This is a genomic window from Streptomyces lunaelactis (assembly GCF_003054555.1).
GTDB lineage: Bacteria > Actinomycetota > Actinomycetes > Streptomycetales > Streptomycetaceae > Streptomyces > Streptomyces lunaelactis.
The window spans coordinates 6,042,274-6,061,384 of the sequence record NZ_CP026304.1 but is presented as its reverse complement, the minus strand read 5'-3'; the positions used below and the strand labels follow the sequence as shown (position 1 = coordinate 6,061,384).

General features: G+C 69.9%; 17 protein-coding genes. 5 read left to right on the top strand and 12 right to left on the bottom strand.

Features of this window, described 5'->3' with window-relative positions; all coding sequences use genetic code 11:
• The first annotated feature begins 265 nt into the window (after positions 1-265).
• Complete coding sequence (locus SLUN_RS28065) at positions 266-2,137, top strand: RICIN domain-containing protein (RefSeq protein WP_108152779.1); 1,872 nt, start codon at positions 266-268, stop codon at positions 2,135-2,137.
• 49 nt (positions 2,138-2,186) lie between these two features.
• Here the strand turns inward: SLUN_RS28065 and cimA are convergent, their stop codons facing one another.
• The 5 genes from cimA to ureA all read right to left on the bottom strand — a co-directional run bounded on the left by cimA (position 2,187) and on the right by ureA (position 8,244).
• Complete coding sequence (gene cimA / locus SLUN_RS28060; protein WP_108152778.1) at positions 2,187-3,785, bottom strand: citramalate synthase; 1,599 nt, start codon at positions 3,783-3,785, stop codon at positions 2,187-2,189.
• Positions 3,786-4,131: 346 nt separating this feature from the next.
• Positions 4,132-4,755 carry a TetR/AcrR family transcriptional regulator gene (locus SLUN_RS28055; protein WP_108152777.1) on the bottom strand — a complete coding sequence of 208 codons (624 nt, stop codon included), beginning with the start codon at positions 4,753-4,755 and terminating at the stop codon, positions 4,132-4,134.
• A 75-nt stretch (positions 4,756-4,830) separates the two neighbouring features.
• Positions 4,831-5,850 carry an agmatine deiminase family protein gene (locus SLUN_RS28050; RefSeq protein WP_108152776.1) on the bottom strand — a complete coding sequence of 340 codons (1,020 nt, stop codon included), beginning with the start codon at positions 5,848-5,850 and terminating at the stop codon, positions 4,831-4,833.
• 25 nt (positions 5,851-5,875) lie between these two features.
• Positions 5,876-7,558 carry an urease subunit alpha gene (locus SLUN_RS28045; RefSeq protein ID WP_108152775.1) on the bottom strand — a complete coding sequence of 561 codons (1,683 nt, stop codon included), beginning with the start codon at positions 7,556-7,558 and terminating at the stop codon, positions 5,876-5,878.
• Positions 7,558-8,244, bottom strand: coding sequence for an urease subunit gamma (gene ureA / locus SLUN_RS28040; protein WP_108152774.1), 687 nt, complete (start codon positions 8,242-8,244; stop codon positions 7,558-7,560). The genes SLUN_RS28045 and ureA overlap by 1 nt, the downstream gene beginning before the upstream one ends.
• A gap of 151 nt (positions 8,245-8,395) precedes the next feature.
• On the opposite strand from ureA, the gene SLUN_RS28035 reads away from it, so the two are divergent.
• The gene (locus tag SLUN_RS28035) at positions 8,396-9,811 is read left to right on the top strand and encodes a cytosine permease (protein ID WP_108152773.1); all 1,416 of its coding nucleotides are present in this window, start codon (positions 8,396-8,398) and stop codon (positions 9,809-9,811) included.
• 72 nt (positions 9,812-9,883) lie between these two features.
• On the opposite strand, the gene SLUN_RS28030 is transcribed toward SLUN_RS28035, so the two are convergent.
• Both SLUN_RS28030 and SLUN_RS28025 read right to left on the bottom strand, forming a co-directional pair.
• Complete coding sequence (locus SLUN_RS28030) at positions 9,884-10,972, bottom strand: branched-chain amino acid aminotransferase (RefSeq protein WP_108152772.1); 1,089 nt, start codon at positions 10,970-10,972, stop codon at positions 9,884-9,886.
• Between the two features lie 243 nt (positions 10,973-11,215).
• Positions 11,216-12,259 carry a 3-isopropylmalate dehydrogenase gene (locus SLUN_RS28025; RefSeq protein ID WP_108152771.1) on the bottom strand — a complete coding sequence of 348 codons (1,044 nt, stop codon included), beginning with the start codon at positions 12,257-12,259 and terminating at the stop codon, positions 11,216-11,218.
• Between the two features lie 200 nt (positions 12,260-12,459).
• Here SLUN_RS28025 and SLUN_RS28015 point away from each other — a divergent pair, with 200 nt between their 5' ends.
• Positions 12,460-14,049, top strand: a complete 1,590-nt coding sequence (locus SLUN_RS28015) for a purple acid phosphatase family protein (RefSeq protein WP_179955304.1) — start codon at positions 12,460-12,462, stop codon at positions 14,047-14,049.
• A 43-nt stretch (positions 14,050-14,092) separates the two neighbouring features.
• Here the strand turns inward: SLUN_RS28015 and SLUN_RS41555 are convergent, their stop codons facing one another.
• Together SLUN_RS41555 and SLUN_RS28005 are read right to left on the bottom strand one after the other, a co-directional pair.
• Complete coding sequence (locus SLUN_RS41555; RefSeq protein WP_108152768.1) at positions 14,093-14,224, bottom strand: hypothetical protein; 132 nt, start codon at positions 14,222-14,224, stop codon at positions 14,093-14,095.
• A 267-nt stretch (positions 14,225-14,491) separates the two neighbouring features.
• On the bottom strand, positions 14,492-15,040 hold the full coding sequence (locus SLUN_RS28005) for a GNAT family N-acetyltransferase (RefSeq protein WP_108152767.1): 549 nt from the start codon (positions 15,038-15,040) through the stop codon (positions 14,492-14,494).
• A 147-nt stretch (positions 15,041-15,187) separates the two neighbouring features.
• On the opposite strand from SLUN_RS28005, the gene SLUN_RS28000 reads away from it, so the two are divergent.
• Together SLUN_RS28000 and SLUN_RS27995 are read left to right on the top strand one after the other, a co-directional pair.
• Positions 15,188-15,643, top strand: a complete 456-nt coding sequence (locus SLUN_RS28000; RefSeq protein ID WP_175313001.1) for an SRPBCC family protein — start codon at positions 15,188-15,190, stop codon at positions 15,641-15,643.
• Positions 15,640-15,996 (top strand): ArsR/SmtB family transcription factor, encoded by a 357-nt coding sequence (locus SLUN_RS27995; RefSeq protein WP_175312999.1) that lies wholly within the window; start codon positions 15,640-15,642, stop codon positions 15,994-15,996. Before SLUN_RS28000 ends, SLUN_RS27995 begins: the two co-directional genes overlap by 4 nt.
• A 67-nt stretch (positions 15,997-16,063) precedes the next feature.
• Here the strand turns inward: SLUN_RS27995 and SLUN_RS27990 are convergent, their stop codons facing one another.
• From SLUN_RS27990 to SLUN_RS27980, 3 genes are all read right to left on the bottom strand, one after another.
• Positions 16,064-16,303 (bottom strand): hypothetical protein, encoded by a 240-nt coding sequence (locus SLUN_RS27990; RefSeq protein WP_108152765.1) that lies wholly within the window; start codon positions 16,301-16,303, stop codon positions 16,064-16,066.
• A 109-nt stretch (positions 16,304-16,412) separates the two neighbouring features.
• On the bottom strand, positions 16,413-18,044 hold the full coding sequence (gene pruA, locus SLUN_RS27985) for an L-glutamate gamma-semialdehyde dehydrogenase (RefSeq protein WP_108152764.1): 1,632 nt from the start codon (positions 18,042-18,044) through the stop codon (positions 16,413-16,415).
• 35 nt (positions 18,045-18,079) lie between these two features.
• Positions 18,080-19,006: a proline dehydrogenase family protein gene (locus SLUN_RS27980; RefSeq protein ID WP_108152763.1), complete on the bottom strand. Its 927-nt coding sequence runs from the start codon at positions 19,004-19,006 to the stop codon at positions 18,080-18,082.
• Positions 19,007-19,111 lie beyond the last annotated feature (105 nt).

Sequence of the window (19,111 nt, the reverse complement as noted above, 5' to 3'; positions counted from 1 at the left end):
CGGGGGCCTCCGCGTCGAGGGCTGGGACGGCTGCTGGAACCGGTTCCGGAACCGCTGCCGCAACCGGTTCCGGCGGTGCGCGTGAGTCAACCGGCGGCTCGCCCTGTCGTCAATACTTCTAACCGAGATCGGCCGAATCCCAAGTTCTGGCCGGGTGAACGGTGTTGTGTGTTCATGCTCTGAATGCACAAACCCTTGACGACGGTTCCCAACGGCAGTTCACTCACGCCTCGTCCCCCCACCTCTGCCAGAGAGGGCCCAGCCCATGGCACGCCGTACGAGAACGATCAGAATCCTGCTCGCATCGGCCCTGGCCGCCACCGGACTCACCGGCCTGTCGGCCGGCTCCGCGCAGGCCGCGGGCGAACAGGTGAACATCTGGCTGACCACGACGGACGACGCCGGCGGCCGCCATGTCACCCGCGGCCTCCAGCCGCAGACACCCCTCACCTTCCAGGCGGGCAGCGGCGGCAGCGGCACCAGCATCACCGTCGACGAGAACACCCGATTCCAGACCTTCACCGGCGGTGGCTCGTCCTTCACGGACACCGCGGCCTGGCTGATGAAGGGCAGCGGGGCCCTGTCGCAGGCGACCCGCGACGAGACGATGAAGAAGCTCTTCTCCCCCACCGAGGGAATCGGGCTCTCCTTCGTCCGTAATCCCATGGGCGGCTCGGACCTGGCCCGCTTCGGCTACACGTACGACGATGTACCGGCCGGGCAGACCGACCCGTCACTGGCGCGGTTCTCGATCGCGCACGATCTCGCCGATGTGCTGCCGCTGACCAAGCAGGCCAAGCAGCTCAACCCCGCCCTCACCACGATGGCCTCGCCGTGGACAGCGCCCGCCTGGATGAAGGACAGCGGGCAGTTCAACGGCGGCTGGCTGAAGTCGGAGTACTACGGCGCCTACGCGAACTACTTCGTGAAGTACCTTCAGGCCTACCGCGACCAGGGCATCCCGGTCGACTATGTCACCGCGCAGAACGAGCCGACCTGCTGCGACAGTTACCCGTCGATGAGCTGGAACGGCTCGGGACTCGCGTACTTCACCAAGAGCGAGCTGCTGCCGAAGCTCCAGGCCGCGGGTCTGCCGACCAAGGTGATGGCGCACGACTGGAACTGGGACACCTACGACGCGTACGCCGCCCCGACGGTCGATGACGCGGCGGTGCGCAGCCACCCGAACTTCGGCGGGGTCGCCTGGCACGGATACGGCGGGAACATCGCCAAGCAGACCGAGGTCCACAACCGGTATCCGCAGCTGGACGCCTTCCAGACCGAGCACTCGGGCGGCACCTGGATCGCCAACCAGCAGCGCGAGGACATGACCAACATCGTCGACTACACCCGTAACTGGGCCAAGTCGGTGACCAAGTGGTCCCTCGCGGTCGACCAGAACCGGGGTCCGCACAACGGCGGCTGCGGGGTGTGCGACGGCCTGATCACCGTGCACAACGGCGACGGCCGGCACGGCCAGGTCGACTACACGATCGAGTACTACACGATGGGCCACCTCACGAAGTTCGTGAAGCCGGGCGCCCACCGGATCGCGTCGACGGCGAGCACGGCCGTGCCGAACGTGGCCTGGCGCAACCCCGACGGCTCGAAGGCGCTGATCGCGTACAACGACGGGTCGGCGGCACAGACGATCACGGTCAACTGGGGCGGCCGGCACGCCACTTACTCGCTGCCCGGCAAGACCTCCGCGACCTTCACCTGGTCCGGCACGCAGGCCGACGGCGGGGACGCGTCCGGCAGCCTGAACGGCCTGGGCGGCAAGTGCCTCGATGTGGCGGGCGGCTCCAGCGCGGACGGCACCGCCGTCCAGCTCTGGGACTGCAACGGCTCCACCGCCCAGCGCTGGACGGTCAAGGCGGACGGCACCGTCCAGGCGCTCGGCAAGTGCCTGGACGTGACCGGCGCCTCGACCGCGAACGGCGCGAAGGTCCAGCTGTACGGGTGCAACGGTTCGGGCGCGCAGCAGTGGCGGTACGAGTCGGCCACCGGCGATCTGGTGAACGTCCCGGCGGACAAGTGCCTGGACGTCTCCGACCATTCGACGGCGAACGGGGCCCGGGTTCAGATCTGGGCCTGCACCGGAGCCGCCAACCAGAAGTGGCGGCTCCAGGCCTGACGTCCGTGTCCGGTTGCTCCGGTTACTCCGGTTGCTCCGGTTGCTCCGGCTACTCCGCCGGATCGACGCCGGCGCGCAGCAGACCGAAGGTGTAGGCGTCCTCCAAGGCCTGCCAGGAGGCGGCGATGACGTTTTCGGCGACGCCGACCGTCGCCCATTCGCCGCCTCCGTCGCCCGTTGCGATCAGTACGCGGGTGGTGGACGAGGTGCCGTGGCGGCCCTCGAGGATGCGGACCTTGTAGTCGATCAGCTCCATCTTGGCGAGCTGCGGGTAGATCTTCTCCAGGCCGACGCGCAGGGCCCGGTCGAGGGCGTTGACCGGTCCGTTGCCCTCGGCGGTGGCGACGATGCGCTCGCCCTTGGCCCACAGCTTCACGGTGGCCTCGTTGGCGTGGGTGCCGTCGGGCCGGTCCTCGACGATGGCGCGCCAGGACTCGACCCGGAAGTAACGGCGGACCCGGCCCTCCACCTCGGCGCGCAGCAGCAGCTCGAAGGAAGCGTCCGCGGCCTCGTAGGTGTACCCCCTGAGCTCGCGCTCCTTGACCCGCTCGACGACCCGGCCGACCAGCTCGCGGTCGTCGCCGAGGTCGATACCGAGCTCCTTGCCCTTCAGCTCGATGGACGCGCGGCCGGCCATGTCGGAGACGAGCATCCGCATAGTGTTGCCGACCAGCTCGGGGTCGATGTGCTGGTACAGATCGGGGTCGATCTTGATGGCGGATGCGTGCAGCCCGGCCTTGTGGGCGAAGGCCGAGACACCGACGTACGGCTGGTGGGTGGAGGGGGTGAGGTTGACGACCTCGGCGATGGCGTGCGAGATCCGGGTCATCTCGGCGAGCGCGCCCTCGGGCAGCACCTTCTTGGCGTACTTGAGCTCCAGGGCCGCGACGACGGGGAAGAGATTGGCGTTGCCGACGCGCTCGCCGTAACCGTTGGCGGTGCACTGGACGTGAGTGGCGCCCGCGTCGACGGCGGCCAGCGTGTTGGCCACCGCGCAGCCGGTGTCGTCCTGCGCGTGGATGCCGAGTCTCGCGCCGGTGTCGGCGAGGACCGTGGCGACGATGGCCTGGACCTGCGCTGGAAGCATCCCGCCGTTGGTGTCGCACAGGATCACGACGTCGGCGCCGGCGTCGGCCGCGGTCCGGACGACCGACTTGGCGTACTCAGGATTGGCGCGGTAGCCGTCGAAGAAGTGCTCGCAGTCCACGAACACCCGGCGGCCCTGCTCACGCAGATAGGAGACGGTGTCGCGGACCATCTCCAGGTTCTCCTCCAGGGTGGTCCGCAGCGCCAGCTCCACATGCCGGTCGTGCGACTTGGCAACCAGCGTGATCACCGGGGCGCCCGACTCGAGGAGGGCTCTGACCTGCGCGTCCTCGTCGGCCTTGGCACCCGCGCGGCGGGTGGCGCCGAAGGCGACGAGCTGTGCGTTCCGGAAGGTGATCTCCTGCTGGGCACGGGCGAAGAACTCCGTGTCGCGCGGATTGGCGCCGGGCCAGCCGCCCTCGATGAAGCCCACCCCGAAGTCGTCCAGGTGCCGGGCGATGGTCAGCTTGTCCGCGACGGTGAGGTTGATCCCCTCACGCTGGGCGCCGTCGCGCAGCGTCGTGTCGAAGACATGGAAGCTGTCGTCGGTCTCCGTGGTCATGGCTGAATTGACTCCTGTCGGATTCGTGGCTCCGGAAGTACTGGCTCCACTTGCCCCCATCTTCGCGCGGTTCGTTCCTGGCCGGGGTCGGGCCGGAAAACGAAAAAACCTCTCGCGGGTGCGAGAGGTCTGCGCGCGGGTCTGGGGCACGGTGAGCGCGTCGTAGGTGGTGGTACGAGGCGATCACTGCGGACCGGCGCGCTTGCTGCCCATAATCATGGCGAACGAAAGCACGGTCGCAGTGTGCCATATGCCGTGCGGCGGGCGGGCGGCGATCTCAGCATGCGGGCGCCGCGCCCGGGTGCCGGGACGGGCTCATGTGGGGGCTCCGCCCCGGACCCGCGCCTCAATCGCCGGCGGGGCTTGTTTCGGGGAGCAGCGCGTCGTCGAGGAAATCGCGGACGTGGGTCAGGACTTGGGCGCGGCCCGTGCCCGGTATGCCCACCGCGACATGGACGCTGAAGCCGTCGAGCAGCGCCCGCAGCCGCGCGGCGAAGCGGTCGGGGTCGACCGCGCGGAACTCGCCGCGCGAGATCCCTTCGGCGAGCAGTGCGACGAGGTCCCTGTGCCAGGCCCCCTCGATCGCCGCCTGCCGGGCACGCGCGTCGGCGTCGGCGCTCTGCGAACGGTTCCAGACCTCGAGCCAGAGCGTCCAGTGGGGGTCGCGGGGCCCGTCGGGGACGTACAGCTCGACGTACGCGTCGAGCCGCTCGGCCACCGGCGCCTGCCGCGAGAGCAGGGCGCTGCGCGCGGCGCCGAGACGGCCCTCGCTCCACTCGAGGGTCTGCAGGAGGAGCTCGTCCTTGGTGCGGAAGTAGTAGAGGAGATGCCCACTGCTCATCCCGACCTCGCGCCCGAGCCCGGCCATGGTGAGCCCGTCGAGCCCGCGCTCGGCGATGGTGGCCATCGCGGCGACGAGCACGGACTCCCGGGGCGGCGCGACGTTGCGGCGGCGCGGGGCGGGCGTCATACGGCAGCCACCGGTACGCACAGGAACTCGTTCACCCGTATGTTCTACCTGATCTCGCTCGTCGCCGAAGGGCTGTCAGACCTTCGGCTGCTGCTGGGTGATGCAGTGGATGCCGCCGCCGCCCGCGAAGATCGTCCGGGCGTCGACCAGCGTGACCGTACGGCCGGGGTAGAGCCGGCGGAAGATTCCCGCCGCGACCTCGTCGCGCGGGTCGTCGAAACCGCACAGCACCACGCCGCCGTTGCAGACGTAGTGGTTGATGTACGAGTAGTCGACCCAGCCGTGGCCCTCCTCCCGTACGACCGTCGGCGCAGGCACCTCCACGACGTCGAGGCGGCTGCCCCGCGCGTCGGTCTGGAGCCTCAGCATCTCCACGTTCTCCTCGCAGAGCTCGTGGTCGGGGTGGGCCGGGTCCGGCTGGGTGTGGGCGACTACGACGCCGGGGCCCGCGAAGGCCGCGACGATGTCGACATGGCCGAGCGTGCCGAAGCCGTGCGGCGGGTAGTCGGCGGTGAGGCCGCGCTTCAGCCAGATCGCCTTGGTCGTGCCGAGCTTGGCGTGGATCTCGGCCTCGACCTCCTCCTTCGTCCAGCCCGGGTTGCGCTCGGGGCCGAGCTGCACGGTCTCCGTGAGCAGGACCGTGCCCTCGCCGTCGACGTGGATGCCGCCGCCCTCGTTGACCAGCGGCGAGCTGTGGACGGGCACTCCGGTGAGGTCCGCGACATGGCGGGCGACCTTCGAGTCGTGCTCCCAGCTGGCCCACTCCTGCGCACCCCAGCCGTTGAACACCCAGTCCACGGCGGCCAGTCGGTCCCCGTTGGTGACAAAGGTCGGGCCGATGTCGCGCATCCAGGCGTCGTCCAGCTCGCGCTCGACGAGGTCGATGTCCGGGCCGAGGAGGGTGCGGGCGCCATCCGACTGGCCCGGGCCCACGACCATGGTGACCGGCTCGAAGCGGCGTACGGCCCGGGCGACGGACGCCCAGGCACGGCGGGACCCGGCGAGGTCCTCGCCGGAGAAGGTGACATTGGGGCCCGGCCAGGCCATCCAGGTGCGCTCGTGCGGGGCCCACTCGGGCGGCATGCGGAAGGTCATCAGGGATCCCTAGAGGCTGTGTTGTCTACAGGAAGTAGAGGCGGTTGAGGGAGACGGAGTCGGCGGGCTCGGAGCGGACCGGGTCGCCGTCGAGGGTGACCAGGCCGCTGCGGCCGTCCACCCCCACCGCGCCGATCCGGGAGTTGAGCCGCAGATCGGCCGGGCCGATGCCGCGCGTGCCGCGTACGGCGACCCGGCGGCGGCGCGTGGGCATGTGGTCGGAGCCCAGCTCGGTCGCGGCCTTGGCAACGAAGGCGACCGAGATGTCCGCGGGGGTGGCGCCGTACGACCCGAACTGCGGTCCCAGGACGAGCGGTTCGCAGGTGTCGGTGGCGGCATTGGGGTCGCCCGTCACCCCGTACGCCGGGAAGCCCGACTTCAGTACGAGCTGCGGCTTCGCCCCGAAGAACTGCGGCCGCCACAGCACGATGTCGGCGAGCTTGCCCACCTCGATGGAGCCGATCTCGTGCGCGAGACCGTGCGCGATCGCGGGGTTGATCGTCAGCTTGGCCACATAGCGCAGTACGCGCGCGTTGTCGTCGTTCGCGCCGTCGCCCTCCATCGGGCCGAGCTCGGCCTTCATCTTCCCGGCCATGGCGAAGGTGCGGCGTACGGTCTCGCCCGCGCGCCCCATCCCCTGCGCGTCCGAGGAGGTGATCCCGATCACGCCGAGGTCGTGCAGCACGTCCTCGGCGCCCATCGTCCCGGCCCTGATCCGGTCGCGGGCCATGGCGGCGTCGCCGGGCAGGTCGGTCTTGAGGTCGTGTACGGAGACGATCATCCCGTAGTGCTCGGCGACCGCGTCCCGGCCGAAGGGCAGGGTCGGGTTGGTCGAGGAGCCGATGACGTTCGCCACGCCCGCCATCTTGAGCACGTTCGGTACGTGTCCGCCGCCGCAGCCCTCGATGTGGAAGGCGTGGATCGTACGGCCGTCCAGGACCCCCAGGGTGTCCTCGACCGACAGGCATTCGTTCAGGCCGTCGCTGTGCAGGGCGACCTGTACGTCGTGCTCCTCGGCGACACGCAGCGCGGTGTCCAGCGCGCGGGTGTGCGCGCCCATGTCCTCGTGCACCTTGAAGCCGGACGCGCCGCCCTCGGCGAGCGCCTCGACGAGGGGCGCGGCGTCGGAGGAGGAGCCGCGCGCCAGGAAGCCGATGTTGACGGGCCAGGCGTCGAAGGCGTTGAAGGCGTGGCGCAGCGCCCAGGGCGAGTTGACCCCGACCCCCCACACCGGGCCGAACTCCTGGCCGATGACGGTGGTGACGCCGGAGGCGAGCGAGGCCTCCATGACGCGCGGCGAGAGCAGATGGACGTGGGTGTCGACGGCGCCGGCGGTGGCGATCAGGCCCTCGCCGGAGACGATGCTCGTGCCCGTACCGACGACGACGTCGACACCGTCGAGGGTGTCCGGGTTGCCGGCCCTTCCGATGGCGTGGATCCGGCCTTCACGAATGCCGACCGACACCTTGCGGATGCCCTGGACGGCGTCGATGACAAGCACGTTGCTGATGACGACATCGCAGGTCTCGCGCACGGCGGCGGCCTTGAGATGCAGCCCGTCGCGCGCGGTCTTGCCGAAGCCGGCGAGGAACTCCTCACCCGGCTTCTGCGCGTCCGACTCGACGCGGACGACGAGCCCGGAGTCGCCGAGGACGACCCGGTCGCCTGCGCGCGGGCCGTGCACCGATGCGTACTCGTAGGGGTCCATCAGGCGTCCTCGGTTCCCAGATAGCCGCAGGCCGCAGCGCGCCGCAGGGCCTCCTCCTTCGCGCCGGGCCCGTCCAGCGGGCCGTCGACGAGGCCGGCGAAGCCGATGGCGATCCGGTCGCCGCCGATGGGCAGCAGGCCGACCTCGGCCCGGCCGCCCGGGTCGAAGCGGACGGAGGACCCGGCGGGGACGCAGAGCCGCATGCCGTACGCCGCGGCGCGGTCGAAGTCGAGACGCGGGTTCGCCTCGAAGAAGTGGAAGTGCGAGGTGACGCTGACGGGGACGGCGGCGGTGTTGCGCACGGTGAGTGTGAGGACCGGCTCGGGGTCGGCGTGCGGCTGGGCGGGGAGTACGGCTCCGGGGGCACCGTCGCCCAGTCCGCTGCCGCCGATGGGCTGCGAGACCACGGCGAGCCGTGACCCGTCGTCAAAAACGGCCTCCACATGGACCTCGGTGACCACATCCGCCACACCGGGCAGCACATCGTCGGGGCCGAGCACACTGCGGGCCGCCTCGATCGCCTCCGCGAGCCGTCTGCCGTCGCGGGCCGCCTCGCAGACGGTGTCCGCGATGAGCGCGGTCGCCTCGGGGACATTGAGCCTGAGGCCGCGTGCCCGGCGGGCCCGCGCCAGTTCGGCGGCGCCGAAGAGCAGCAGCCGGTCGCGCTCGGTCGGGGTCAGTCGCACGTCACCACACCTCCCTGTTTGAACGACACTCTAACCTTGAGTTTCTTTTCACGGAAGCATTGACGTACGAGCAGTGCCTCCGTCACATTGAGCGGCACTCAAAGAGTTACTCACACGGTCACTCGAACAGTCGAGCGTCAGGGGCGCCCTCATGCCGATAGAACAGCGCGGAGTCGACACCATCCCGGACGCGGAGCGCACCAGTACTCCGCGAGATCTCATCTCGATCCTGCTGGGGTCGAACCTGTGCCTGGGCGTCATCGTCTTCGGCTGGCTTCCGGTCTCCTTCGGTCTCGGCCTGTGGCCGGCCGTCACCTCGATCGTCGCCGGAACGGTCGTCGGCGTGGCCGTCACCGCGCCGCTCGCGCTGATCTCGCTGCGCACCGCGACGAATCTGTCGACGTCGAGCGGCGCCGCGTTCGGGGTACGGGGGCGGCTCGTCGGCTCGGTCGTCGGCCTGCTGCTCTCGCTCGGCTACACCGCGCTGACGCTGTGGATCGGCGGGGACGTGATGGTCGGCACGCTGGCGCGGATCGCCGGGCTGCCGACGGGCGGGGCGGCGCACGGCCTGGTCTACGCGCTGCTGGCGGCGTGCACGGTGATCGGCGCGGTGTACGGCTACCGGCTGCTGCTCCGGCTGAGCAAAGTCCTCGCGGTCGGCATGACGGCGCTGCTGCTGCTGGGCCTGATCGCGTACGCCCCCGACCTCACCGCGGCCGCTCCGCCGGACACCCCGTACCTCCTCGGCTCCTTCTGGCCCACGTGGCTGCTGTCCGCGGTGGCGGCGGGGCTGAGCGGCCCGATCGCGTTCATCACCCTGCTCGGGGACTACACCCGCTACATCTCGCCGCTGCGGCACAGCCCGCGGCGGGTACTGCGCGCGACGTGTCTGGGCCTCGTGGTGGGTCTGCTGATCCCGCAGCTCTTCGGTACGTACACGGGGCTGGCGGCCCGCGCCTCGCTCGACTACGCCGGCCCGCTGGTTGCCGCGTCACCGGCCTGGTACCTGGTCCCGCTGCTGCTGGCGGCGACGGCGGGATCGATCGGCAACGCGGGCCTGATGCTGTACTCGATGGGCCTGGACCTGGACGCGATCCTGCCGCGGACGACGCGGGCGCGGGCCACGATGGTGGTGGCCGTGGTCGCGACGGCGTTCGTCTTCCTCGGCCATTTCGCGTGGGACGCGCAGTCCGCGATGACGTCGTTCGTGCTGCTGCTGACGGCGATCGGCACGCCGTGGGCGGTGATCACGCTGATCGGGCATGTCCGGTGCGGCGGGGAGTACGACGCGCAGGCGCTCCAGGTCTACAACCGCCGCGCCAAGGGCGGCATCTACTGGTTCCGCGCCGGCTGGCACCCCCGCGCAACGGCCGGCTGGGCGCTGGGCGCGGCGGTGGGCCTGTGCGCGGTATCGACCCCACTGTACGAGGGCCCGCTGCTGTCACTGACGGGCGGGGTGGACTGCAGCTTCGTCCTGTCGGGGCTGGTGGGCGGCCTGAGCAGCCTGGCCCTCGACGCGCGCACGTCGCAGACGCGGGAGCCCGAGCCCGAGGTGGCTGTCTCCTGACCCCTCGCACAGCACGGAGGCCCGCACCCCGCATCGCAGAGCGCGGGCCTCCGCAGCAACACTCCAGCCGACTCAACCCAGCTCGTGGGTCCAGCCGTGGATGTCCTGCGACCTGCCCGTCTGGATGTCCAGCAGCGCCTTGCGCAGCCGCAGCGTGACCTCGCCCGGCTGGCCGCCCGACTGCTTCCAGTCGCCGCCGGCGGACTTGACCAGGCCGACCGGGGTGATCACCGCGGCCGTACCGCAGGCGAAGACCTCGGTGAGCGTGCCGTTCTTGGTGTCCTCACGCCACTGGTCGATGGAGACGCGGCCCTCCTCGGACTTGTAGCCGAGGTCCTGGGCGAGCTGGAGGAGCGAGTCCCGCGTGATGCCGGCGAGCAGCGAGCCGGTCAGCTCCGGCGTGACGATCTTGTCCCCGTACACGAAGTACAGGTTCATGCCGCCCAGTTCCTCGACCCACTTGTGCTCCACCGCGTCGAGGTAGGCGACCTGGTCGCAGCCCTTCTCGGCGGCCTCGGCCTGGGCGAGCAGGGACGCGGCGTAATTGCCGCCGGTCTTGGCGTCGCCCATGCCGCCGGGGACGGCGCGCACGCGGTCCTCGGACAGCCAGATGGAGACCGGCTTGACGCCACCGGGGAAGTAGGCGCCCGCGGGCGAGGCGATGACGATGAAGAGGTACTCGTTGGCGGGCCGCACGCCCAGGCCGACCTCGGTCGCGATCATGAACGGGCGCAGGTAGAGCGAGGACTCCCCGCCGTGCGCGGGAACCCACGCCATGTCCGCCCGGACCAGCGCGTCACACGCCTCGACGAACGTCTCGACCGGCAGCTCCGGCATCGCCAGCCGGCGCGCCGACCGCTGGAAGCGCTCGGCGTTGGCCTCGGGGCGGAACGTCGCGACCGAGCCGTCGGGACGGCGGAAGGCCTTCAGTCCCTCGAAGATCTCGATCGCGTAGTGCAGCGTCATATTGGCCGGGTCGATCGACAGCGGCGCGTACGGGACGAGCTGAGCGTCGTGCCAGCCGCGCCCCTCCGTCCACTTGATCGTCACCATGTGATCGGTGAAGTGGCGGCCGAATCCCGGGCTGGCCAGGATCGCCTCGCGCTCCGCGCCGGACAGCGGGTGCGAAGAGGGCTTGAGCTCGATCGTGGGCGTCGTCATGAGTGCAGTGTCCTTCACCGGTTGTTAGTGACGGACCGCGCTCACGCCGCTACTGCTGCCAGGGCGTCCGAGCTTCCCGCATGCCGCGGCCCACGTCCGATTATCGCTCGCGTGGGACCGTGCATGAAGCCGTGCAAGAAACGGGGGTGAATGCGGTCCAGGGTTGATGGTGACACCCGGAGGCCGCACAGGAGAAGCCGCCGGGTGCGAGTGCGACCCGGCGGCTGCAGGAGAACCGAAGGGTCAGCTCGCTACTCGTACCGCGAGCGCGTCGCCGATCTGGTCCGTCGTACGGGCCGTGGCACCGTCGCGCTCCGCGAGGTCGGCGGAGACGGCCTCCTCGATGCGCACCGCCTCGGCCTCGAAGCCGAGGTGCCGCAGCAGGAGGGCGACAGAGAGGATCGTCGCCGTCGGGTCCGCCTTGCCCGTGCCCGCGATGTCGGGCGCGGAGCCGTGGACGGGCTCGAACATCGACGGGAAGGCACCCGTCGGGTTGATATTGCCGGACGCGGCCAGGCCGATGCCGCCGGTCACGGCCGCGGCGAGGTCGGTGAGAATGTCACCGAAAAGGTTGTCGGTGACGATGACGTCGAAGCGCTCCGGCTGGGTGACGAAGAAGATCGTCGCGGCGTCGACGTGCAGATAGTCGGTGCTGACCTCGGGGTACTCCTGGCCGACCTTGTCGAAGATGTTCTTCCACAGGTGACCGGCGTACACGAGAACGTTGTTCTTGTGGACCAGCGTCAGCTTCTTGCGGGGACGGGAGTCGGCCCGCTCGTACGCGTCACGGACGACGCGCTCCACGCCGTACGCCGTGTTGACGCTGACCTCGGTGGCGACCTCGGCGGGCGTCCCGGTGCGCAGGGAACCGCCGTTGCCCGTGTACGGACCCTCGGTGCCCTCGCGGACGACCACGAAGTCGATGTCGGGGCGGCCGGCCAGCGGCGTCGCGGTGTTGGGGAACAGCTTCGACGGACGCAGGTTGACGTAGTGGTCGAAGGCGAAGCGCAGCTTGAGCAGCAGCCCGCGCTCCAGCACACCGGACGGCACGGACGGGTCGCCGATCGCGCCGAGCAGGATCGCGTCGTGGTTCTTGAGGGAGTCGAGCTCCGCGTCCGGGAGGGTCTCTCCCGTGCGGTGCCAGCGCTGGGCGCCGAGGTCGTACTCCTTGGTCTCCAGCTTCACATCCTGCGGGAGGACAGAGGCGAGGACCTTCAAGCCCTGAGCCACGACCTCCTGGCCGATGCCGTCACCGGGGATCACTGCGAGATTGAGGCTGCGAGACATAGCGGCACCCTACTCCGCGTCCCACCCCATGACATGTGACGTCCACGATCTGGACTGCGACCGGCGGAGAATCCAGCGCCGCCGGCGCTTGAGGCGCGGGGGCCGGGGCGCGGTCCGGGGCGGAGCCCCTGGTGGGAAGTTTGTGAATCGTTCACCCAAAGTCTGGGCTGGAGTTCGAAGTTACTGACAAGTTCGACGCCATGGCTGAAACCCCCCACCTCGGCGTCCCCGAGCAGCTCGCCCGCCGCATGAGCATGCCGGAACAGCACGAGTATCTGCGCGCCAGGCACGCACGCCCCAAGCTGTCCCGTCGCGGCGCGCTGGCCGGCGGGCTCGCGGCGGGGGTCGCGGGCGGCGGCGGACTGCTGCTGGGCCGTGCGTCCACCGCGAGTGCGGCATCCCCCGAGTTGGCCACGGCTCCCGCGACGGCGGCGGTGGACGGCTCGATGGTCGCGCCGTTCGGGCGGCATCTCGCCTTCGGCGCCGACCCGAAGACCCAGATGCGGATCTCGTGGCAGGTGCCCTTCGCGGTGAAGAAGCCGTACCTGCGCGTCGGCCTGAAGCCCTGGGAGCTGAGCCGGAAGATCGAGGCCGAGGTGCGCGCCCTGCACACGCCCTCGCTCTCCAGGAAGCTGCCGGCCGTCGACCAGTACTACCTGCATGTGGGCCTGGACGGGCTGACGCCGGGGAAGACGTACTACTACGGGGTCGGACACGACGGCTTCGACCCGGCGGCGCCCGAGCGGATGTCCACGATCGGCTCGTTCCGTACGGCTCCGGCGGCGCCCGAGAAGTTCGTCTTCACCGCCTTCGGGGACCAGGGCGTGAGCTACCACGCCCTCGCCAACGACCAGTTGATCCTCGGCCAGAACCCTTCGTTCCATCTGCACGCGGGTGACATCTGCTACGCGGACAGCAGCGGGCAGGGCAAGGAGTCGGACACCTACGACGCCCGTGTGTGGGACCAGTTCCTGGCGCAGACGGAGAGTGTGGCCTCGCGGGTGCCGTGGATGGTGACCACCGGCAATCACGACATGGAGGCCTGGTACTCGCCGAACGGCTACGGCGGTCAGTCAGCCCGCTGGTCGCTGCCCAAGAACGGCCCGGACGCGCACAACGCTCCGGGCGTGTACTCGTTCACGTACGGCAATGTGGGCGTCGTGGCGCTGGACGCCAATGACGTCTCGTACGAGATCCCCGCCAACAAGGGCTACACGGACGGCAAGCAGACCGCCTGGCTCGACAAGCGCCTGGGCGAGCTGCGGGCGCAGCCCGGGATCGACTTCGTGGTGGTCTTCTTCCACCACTGCATGTACTCGACGTCGACCCACGCCTCGGACGGCGGGGTGCGCGACGCCTGGCTGCCGCTCTTCACCAAGCACGAGGTCGACCTGGTGATCAACGGGCACAACCACGTCTACGAGCGGACGGACGCCATCAAGGGCGGCGAGGTCGGAAAGCCGGTGCCGATCGGGGCGTCCACCGACCCGACGCGGGACGGCATCGTGTACGTCACGGCGGGCGGCGCCGGCAAGGATCTCTACAGCTTCGGGCTCGGGGTCAAGGACAGCTACGAGGGCAATGTCCATGACCACGACACCATCCTGACCTTCCACTGGACCAAGCTGCGGCTGCCCGACCCGGACACGGTGCAGTGGTCGCGCGTGCGCTACACCGGCTTCTCCTTCCTCGCGGTGGAGGCGGAGTCCGGTACGGCCCCGAAGCTGAAGGTCTCCGCGCTCGCCGAGAGCGGCGAGCGCATCGACTACTTCGAGATCAAGAGGTCCTGAGGTCCTGAGGCCTCGATGTCCTGAACAGGCTCGCTGAACAGGCTCAGTGGCCGGTGGAGCCGCCGTTGTCCCTGCGGTCGAGGGCTCGCTGCAGGGCGGCGGCGGCATTCTTGCGGTCCGACTCACTCGAACGCGAGGAGTGGCGGACGCGGCGGCGTGCGGTCGTCTCGGGCATGGTGATCGACTCCTTGAGATCACGGATGATTCGAGGCGCCGGAAGGGGCGGGGAGCGGTGCCGCAGGGGTTGCCTGCTCACGGGCACGTGCTCACGGCCGCCATTCGCTGGATCGAGCGAGACGTTCGGCTTCTACAAAGCTAGGACAGGTACGCGCTTCTGTCTCCACGATTACTCGGACTTCCTACTATCTGAGACGCCAGGCAAAGTCCGAGCCCTCGTACGCCTCGGGATTGCGGGGGCGCTGTGAACGCCGGGCGGGCGGGGCTACAGGACGTCGCCGTCGCGCCAGTCGAAGATCAGCGCGCCGGACGGCTCCGGGAGGGGACGGTTCACCGCCGGGCGGAGGTACGTGCTGCCCTCCTCGTCCGGGAGGTGCACCACCCCGTCGGGGCCGAGCGCCTCGATCCGGCCCTCCCAGACCTGCCAGCCGCGCGCCCGGTAGAGCTCGGCGCCGTCGTCGGACGCGGAGAGCGCGCCGAACTCGTACGCCCCGTCGATCACCCGCTCCAGCGTGTCCATCACGAGCCCGCCGAGCCCGCGGCGGCGCCGGTCGGGGCGTACGGCCACGGCCTCGACGTACCCGACGCGCAGGGAGCGGCGGGTGTGGATCACGCGGCGCTGGATGACGCTGCCGTGGGCGACGAGCACGCCGTCCTCGTACACCAGGGCATGGACTCCGCCCAGGGAGTGGTCCCAGTCCTGGTCGCCGAAGTCGCCATGGAAGGCGCGCGTCAAGAGTCCGCGGATGTCGAGGAGTTCGGCGGTGCTGAGCTCGAAGGTGTGGGCGGTGCGGGGCGACGACGACTCACTCATGCGGGGCATCCTCCCCTACCCGCCCGGGACAGGACCCGCACCTCCGTGGATCGTCCCCGGCAACTCGCGCAACCAATGGGTTGCACCTTTCGACGATGACGTGCAACCATTGGGTAGCACGTCATCGTCGAACAGGAGGCTGAGATCATGAGCGAGGACCGGATCGAACGGGACATCACCATCGCCGCACCGGTCGAGCGCGTGTGGGCGGTGCTCACCGAGCCCGAGCACGTCGGCTCATGGTTCGGACAGGGCAAGCCCACCCCGGTCGACCTGCGCCCCGGCGGGACCATGCACTTCGACCACGGCGAGTACGGGCAGTTCCCGACCACGATCGTGAAGGTCGACCCGCCGCACCACTTCTCGTACCGCTGGGCCAGCGCCCACCCCGGGGAGCAGGCCGTCGAGGGAAACTCCACCCTGGTGGAGTTCACGCTCACGCCGGACGGCGAAGGCACCCATCTGCGCGTCGTGGAGACCGGGTTCGCCGACCTCGTCATCCCCGAGGACAGGGTCGGCACCGCCGGATACGAGAGCCACTCGAGCGGCTGGACCGAGCAGATGGGCAACATCAAGCAGTACGCGGAGCGACTGGCCGCATGACGGCGGGCACAGACCAGGACGCCGTGACGGAGGTCCTGTCCGCGCTGGCGGACCCGACCCGCCGCCGGATACTGGACGCCCTCGCCGCGCACGGCGAGGCGACCGCCACGGTCCTGGCTACGGAGCTGCCCGTCAGCCGGCAGGCGATCGTGAAGCATCTCGCGGTCCTGACCCGGGCCGGCCTGGTGGCCGGGCACCGGGAGGGCCGCGAAGCGCGCTACACGGTCCTGCCGGCGCGGCTCGTCGTGACGGCCCGGTGGATGGACCGCGTCGCCTCGGACTGGGACAGCCGGCTGTCGGCGATCAAGCGCCTGGCCGAGGCCTCCGAGGCGGATCAGGGCGCCGGGGACTAGGGTCTTTCGTCTGGATCTTGCGCGGACGCCGGGTCGTCCCCGGCGCGGACACCCCGTAGTCGCCGGGCTACGCCGACACCCTCCGGCTCAGCTCCCGCGCAACCCGCTCGATCCATCCGGCGAACTCCTGCCGGTGATGCACCTCTCCCCCGCACAGCGCGGAGACCTGCGCATCGGTGAGGCGGTTCGGTCCGTCCACCGCCAGCAGCCCGCTCAACTCCCCTAGTACGGAAGCCAGCCGGACGGCATCGGTGTGCTCGATCGAGTCGGCCCCGTGTCCGCCGCCCAGCGTCGTGGAACCAGGCATCACACCCTCCTTCCTACGCCCCCTTCCAGCAGCGTAGACCCGCCGAACGTGGACCGCCCCCGGCCGGCGTGGGGGCCGGGCGGGGGCGGAGTCACGAGAGGGGCGAGTCTCAGCCCATGTGCGGGTACGGGTAATCCGTCGGCGCGACCAGCGTCTCCTTGATCGCGCGGGTCAGCGTCCAGCGCATCAGGTTCTGCGGGGCGCCCGCCTTGTCGTTCGTACCGGACGCGCGGCCGCCGCCGAAGGGCTGCTGGCCGACCACCGCGCCGGTCGACTTGTCGTTGATGTAGAAGTTGCCCGCGGCGTACCGCAGCTTCTCCATCGTGTACGCCGCCGCCGCACGGTCGTTGGCGATGACCGCGCCGGTCAGGGCGTAGGCCGACACCGACTCCATCTGCTCCAACATGGCGTCGTACTGGTCGTCCTCGTAGACGTGCACGGCGAGGAACGGGCCGAAGTACTCGGTCGTGAAGACCTCGTTGCCCGGGTCCGAGCACGCGACGACGGTCGGGCGCACGAAGTAGCCGACCGAGTCGTCGTAGGTGCCACCGGCGACGATCGTGCAGCTCGGGTCGGCGGCGGCCCGGTCGATCGCGGCCTTGTTCTTCGCGAAGGCGCGCTCGTCGATCACGGCGCCCATGAAGTTCGTCAGGTCCGTGACATCACCCATGGTGATGCCGTCGACCTCGGCCGCGAACTCCTCCTTGAAGCCGGAGTTCCAGATCGAGGCGGGGACGTACGCACGCGAGGACGCCGAGCACTTCTGGCCCTGGAACTCGAAGGAGCCACGGGTCAGCGCGGTCTTCAGCACCGCGCGGTCGGCGCTCGGGTGGGCGACCACGAAGTCCTTGCCGCCCGTCTCGCCGACGATCCGCGGGTAGGAGCGGTACTTCTCGATGTTGCTGCCGACCGTCTTCCACAGGTGCTGGAAGGTCTTGGTCGAGCCGGTGAAGTGGATACCGGCCAGCTCGGGGTGGTTGAGGGCCACCTCGGAGACGGCGATGCCGTCGCCCGTCACCAGGTTGATGACGCCCTTGGGCAGACCGGCCTCCTCCAGGAGCCGCATCAGCAGCACGGCGGCGTGGGTCTGCGTCGGGGACGGCTTCCAGACGACGACGTTGCCCATGAGAGCCGGGGCCGTCGGCAGGTTGCCCGCGATCGCGGTGAAGTTGAAGGGCGTGATCGCGTAGACGAAGCCCTCGAGCGGACGGTGGTCCAGCCGGTTCCACACGCCCGGCGAGTTCGCCGGCGGCTGCTCGGCGAGCAGGTCACGGGCGTACTTGACGTTGAAGCGCCAGAAGTCGACGAGCTCGCAGGGGGTGTCGATCTCGGCCTGCTGCGCGGTCTTCGACTGGCCCAGCATGGTGGAGGCGGCGAGCGTCTCGCGCCACGGGCCCGCCAGCAGCTCGGCCGCGCGCAGGATGATCGCGGCGCGGTCGTCGAAGGACATGGCACGCCAGGCGGGCGCGGCGGCGAGCGCGGCGTCGACCGCGTCCTGCGCGTCCTGCTGCGTGGCACCGGCGAACGTACCGATGACGGCCTTGTGATTGTGCGGCTGTACGACGTCGAAGCGCTCGCCGCCGCCCATCCGCCTGACGCCGCCGATCGTCATCGGCAGCTCGATCGGGTTCTCGGCCAGCTCCTTGAGCTTGACCTCCAGGCGGGCGCGCTCGGGGCTGCCGGGAGCGTAGCTGTGCACCGGCTCGTTGACCGGGGCGGGGACCTGGGTCACAGCGTCCATGAGTTCCGATACTCCTTTGTGAGGGATGGGAGGGCTCAGCCCTTGGTGATCATCGAGCGCAGGAAGAACAGCAGGTTGGCCGGCTTCTCGGCAAGACGGCGCATGAAGTATCCGTACCAGTCGGTGCCGTACGCCGTGTAGACGCGCATCCGGTGGCCCTCCGCCGCGAGCCGGACGTGCTCGTCGCTGCGGATCCCGTACAGCATCTGGAATTCGTACTCATCCAGTTTGCGCCCGGCGCGGCGGGCGAGCTCCTGGGTGACGGCAATCAGGCGCGGGTCGTGGGACCCGATCATCGGGTAGCCGTCGCCCTCCATCAGGATCTTCAGGATACGGACGTACGCCTTGTCGATCTCGGCCTTGTGCTGGTACGCGACGGCGGCCGGCTCCTTGTACGCGCCCTTCACGATGCGGACGCGACTGCCTGCCGCGGCGAGTCGGCCGGCGTCCTCCTCGGTGCGGAACAGGTAGGCCTGGATCACGCACCCGGTCTGCGGGAAGTCCTTCCGCAGCTCCTCGTGGATGGCGAACATCGAGTCGAGGGTGGTGTGGTCCTCCGCGTCCAGCGTGACCGTGGTGCCGATGGATGCGGCGGCCTCGACGACGGGCCGGATGTTGGCGAGCGCCAGCTCGTGGCCGCCCTCCAGGGACTGGCCGAACATCGACAGCTTGACCGACATCTCGGCCTTCGTGCCCAGGCCGAGGTCTTCGAGGTACTCGATCAGCTCCATGTAGGCGTCGCGGGCGGCGTAGGCCTGCTCGCGCGTGGTGATGTCCTCGCCCACGACGTCCAGGGTGACCTCGAGCCCCTTGTCGATGGTCTCCTTGACGACCGGGACGACCTGCTCGACCGTCTCACCGGCGATGAACCGGCTGACGACCTGCCTGGTCCCGGGCGCGGCCGACACGAAACGGCGCATCTTGTCGCTGCGCGACGCGGCGAGGATCACGGGACCCAGCACGGGCACCTCCACGGAAACAGGGGCTGAAGAAGGCCGGAACCGAACGAATCGGGAACGGCACGAAGAACCACTGTGAAAGCTAAGGATCGCTCCGATGCTCTGCCA

Excerpts from the sequence above, each read along its gene's own strand:
- SLUN_RS28030 (WP_108152772.1), bottom strand. The coding sequence starts at position 10,972 with ATGACGACGCCCACGATCGAGCTCAAGCCCTCTTCGCACCCGCTGTCC.
- SLUN_RS28025 (WP_108152771.1), bottom strand. The coding sequence starts at position 12,259 with ATGTCTCGCAGCCTCAATCTCGCAGTGATCCCCGGTGACGGCATCGGC.
- SLUN_RS28015 (WP_179955304.1), top strand. The coding sequence starts at position 12,460 with ATGGCTGAAACCCCCCACCTCGGCGTCCCCGAGCAGCTCGCCCGCCGC.
- SLUN_RS28050 (WP_108152776.1), bottom strand. The coding sequence starts at position 5,850 with ATGACCTTCCGCATGCCGCCCGAGTGGGCCCCGCACGAGCGCACCTGG.
- SLUN_RS27995 (WP_175312999.1), top strand. The coding sequence starts at position 15,640 with ATGACGGCGGGCACAGACCAGGACGCCGTGACGGAGGTCCTGTCCGCG.
- cimA (WP_108152778.1), bottom strand. The coding sequence starts at position 3,785 with ATGACCACGGAGACCGACGACAGCTTCCATGTCTTCGACACGACGCTG.
- SLUN_RS41555 (WP_108152768.1), bottom strand. The coding sequence starts at position 14,224 with ATGCCCGAGACGACCGCACGCCGCCGCGTCCGCCACTCCTCGCGTTCG.
- SLUN_RS28000 (WP_175313001.1), top strand. The coding sequence starts at position 15,188 with ATGAGCGAGGACCGGATCGAACGGGACATCACCATCGCCGCACCGGTC.
- SLUN_RS28005 (WP_108152767.1), bottom strand. The coding sequence starts at position 15,040 with ATGAGTGAGTCGTCGTCGCCCCGCACCGCCCACACCTTCGAGCTCAGC.
- SLUN_RS28055 (WP_108152777.1), bottom strand. The coding sequence starts at position 4,755 with ATGACGCCCGCCCCGCGCCGCCGCAACGTCGCGCCGCCCCGGGAGTCC.
- SLUN_RS27990 (WP_108152765.1), bottom strand. The coding sequence starts at position 16,303 with ATGCCTGGTTCCACGACGCTGGGCGGCGGACACGGGGCCGACTCGATC.
- SLUN_RS28035 (WP_108152773.1), top strand. The coding sequence starts at position 8,396 with ATGCCGATAGAACAGCGCGGAGTCGACACCATCCCGGACGCGGAGCGC.
- SLUN_RS28045 (WP_108152775.1), bottom strand. The coding sequence starts at position 7,558 with ATGGACCCCTACGAGTACGCATCGGTGCACGGCCCGCGCGCAGGCGAC.
- pruA (WP_108152764.1), bottom strand. The coding sequence starts at position 18,044 with ATGGACGCTGTGACCCAGGTCCCCGCCCCGGTCAACGAGCCGGTGCAC.
- SLUN_RS28065 (WP_108152779.1), top strand. The coding sequence starts at position 266 with ATGGCACGCCGTACGAGAACGATCAGAATCCTGCTCGCATCGGCCCTG.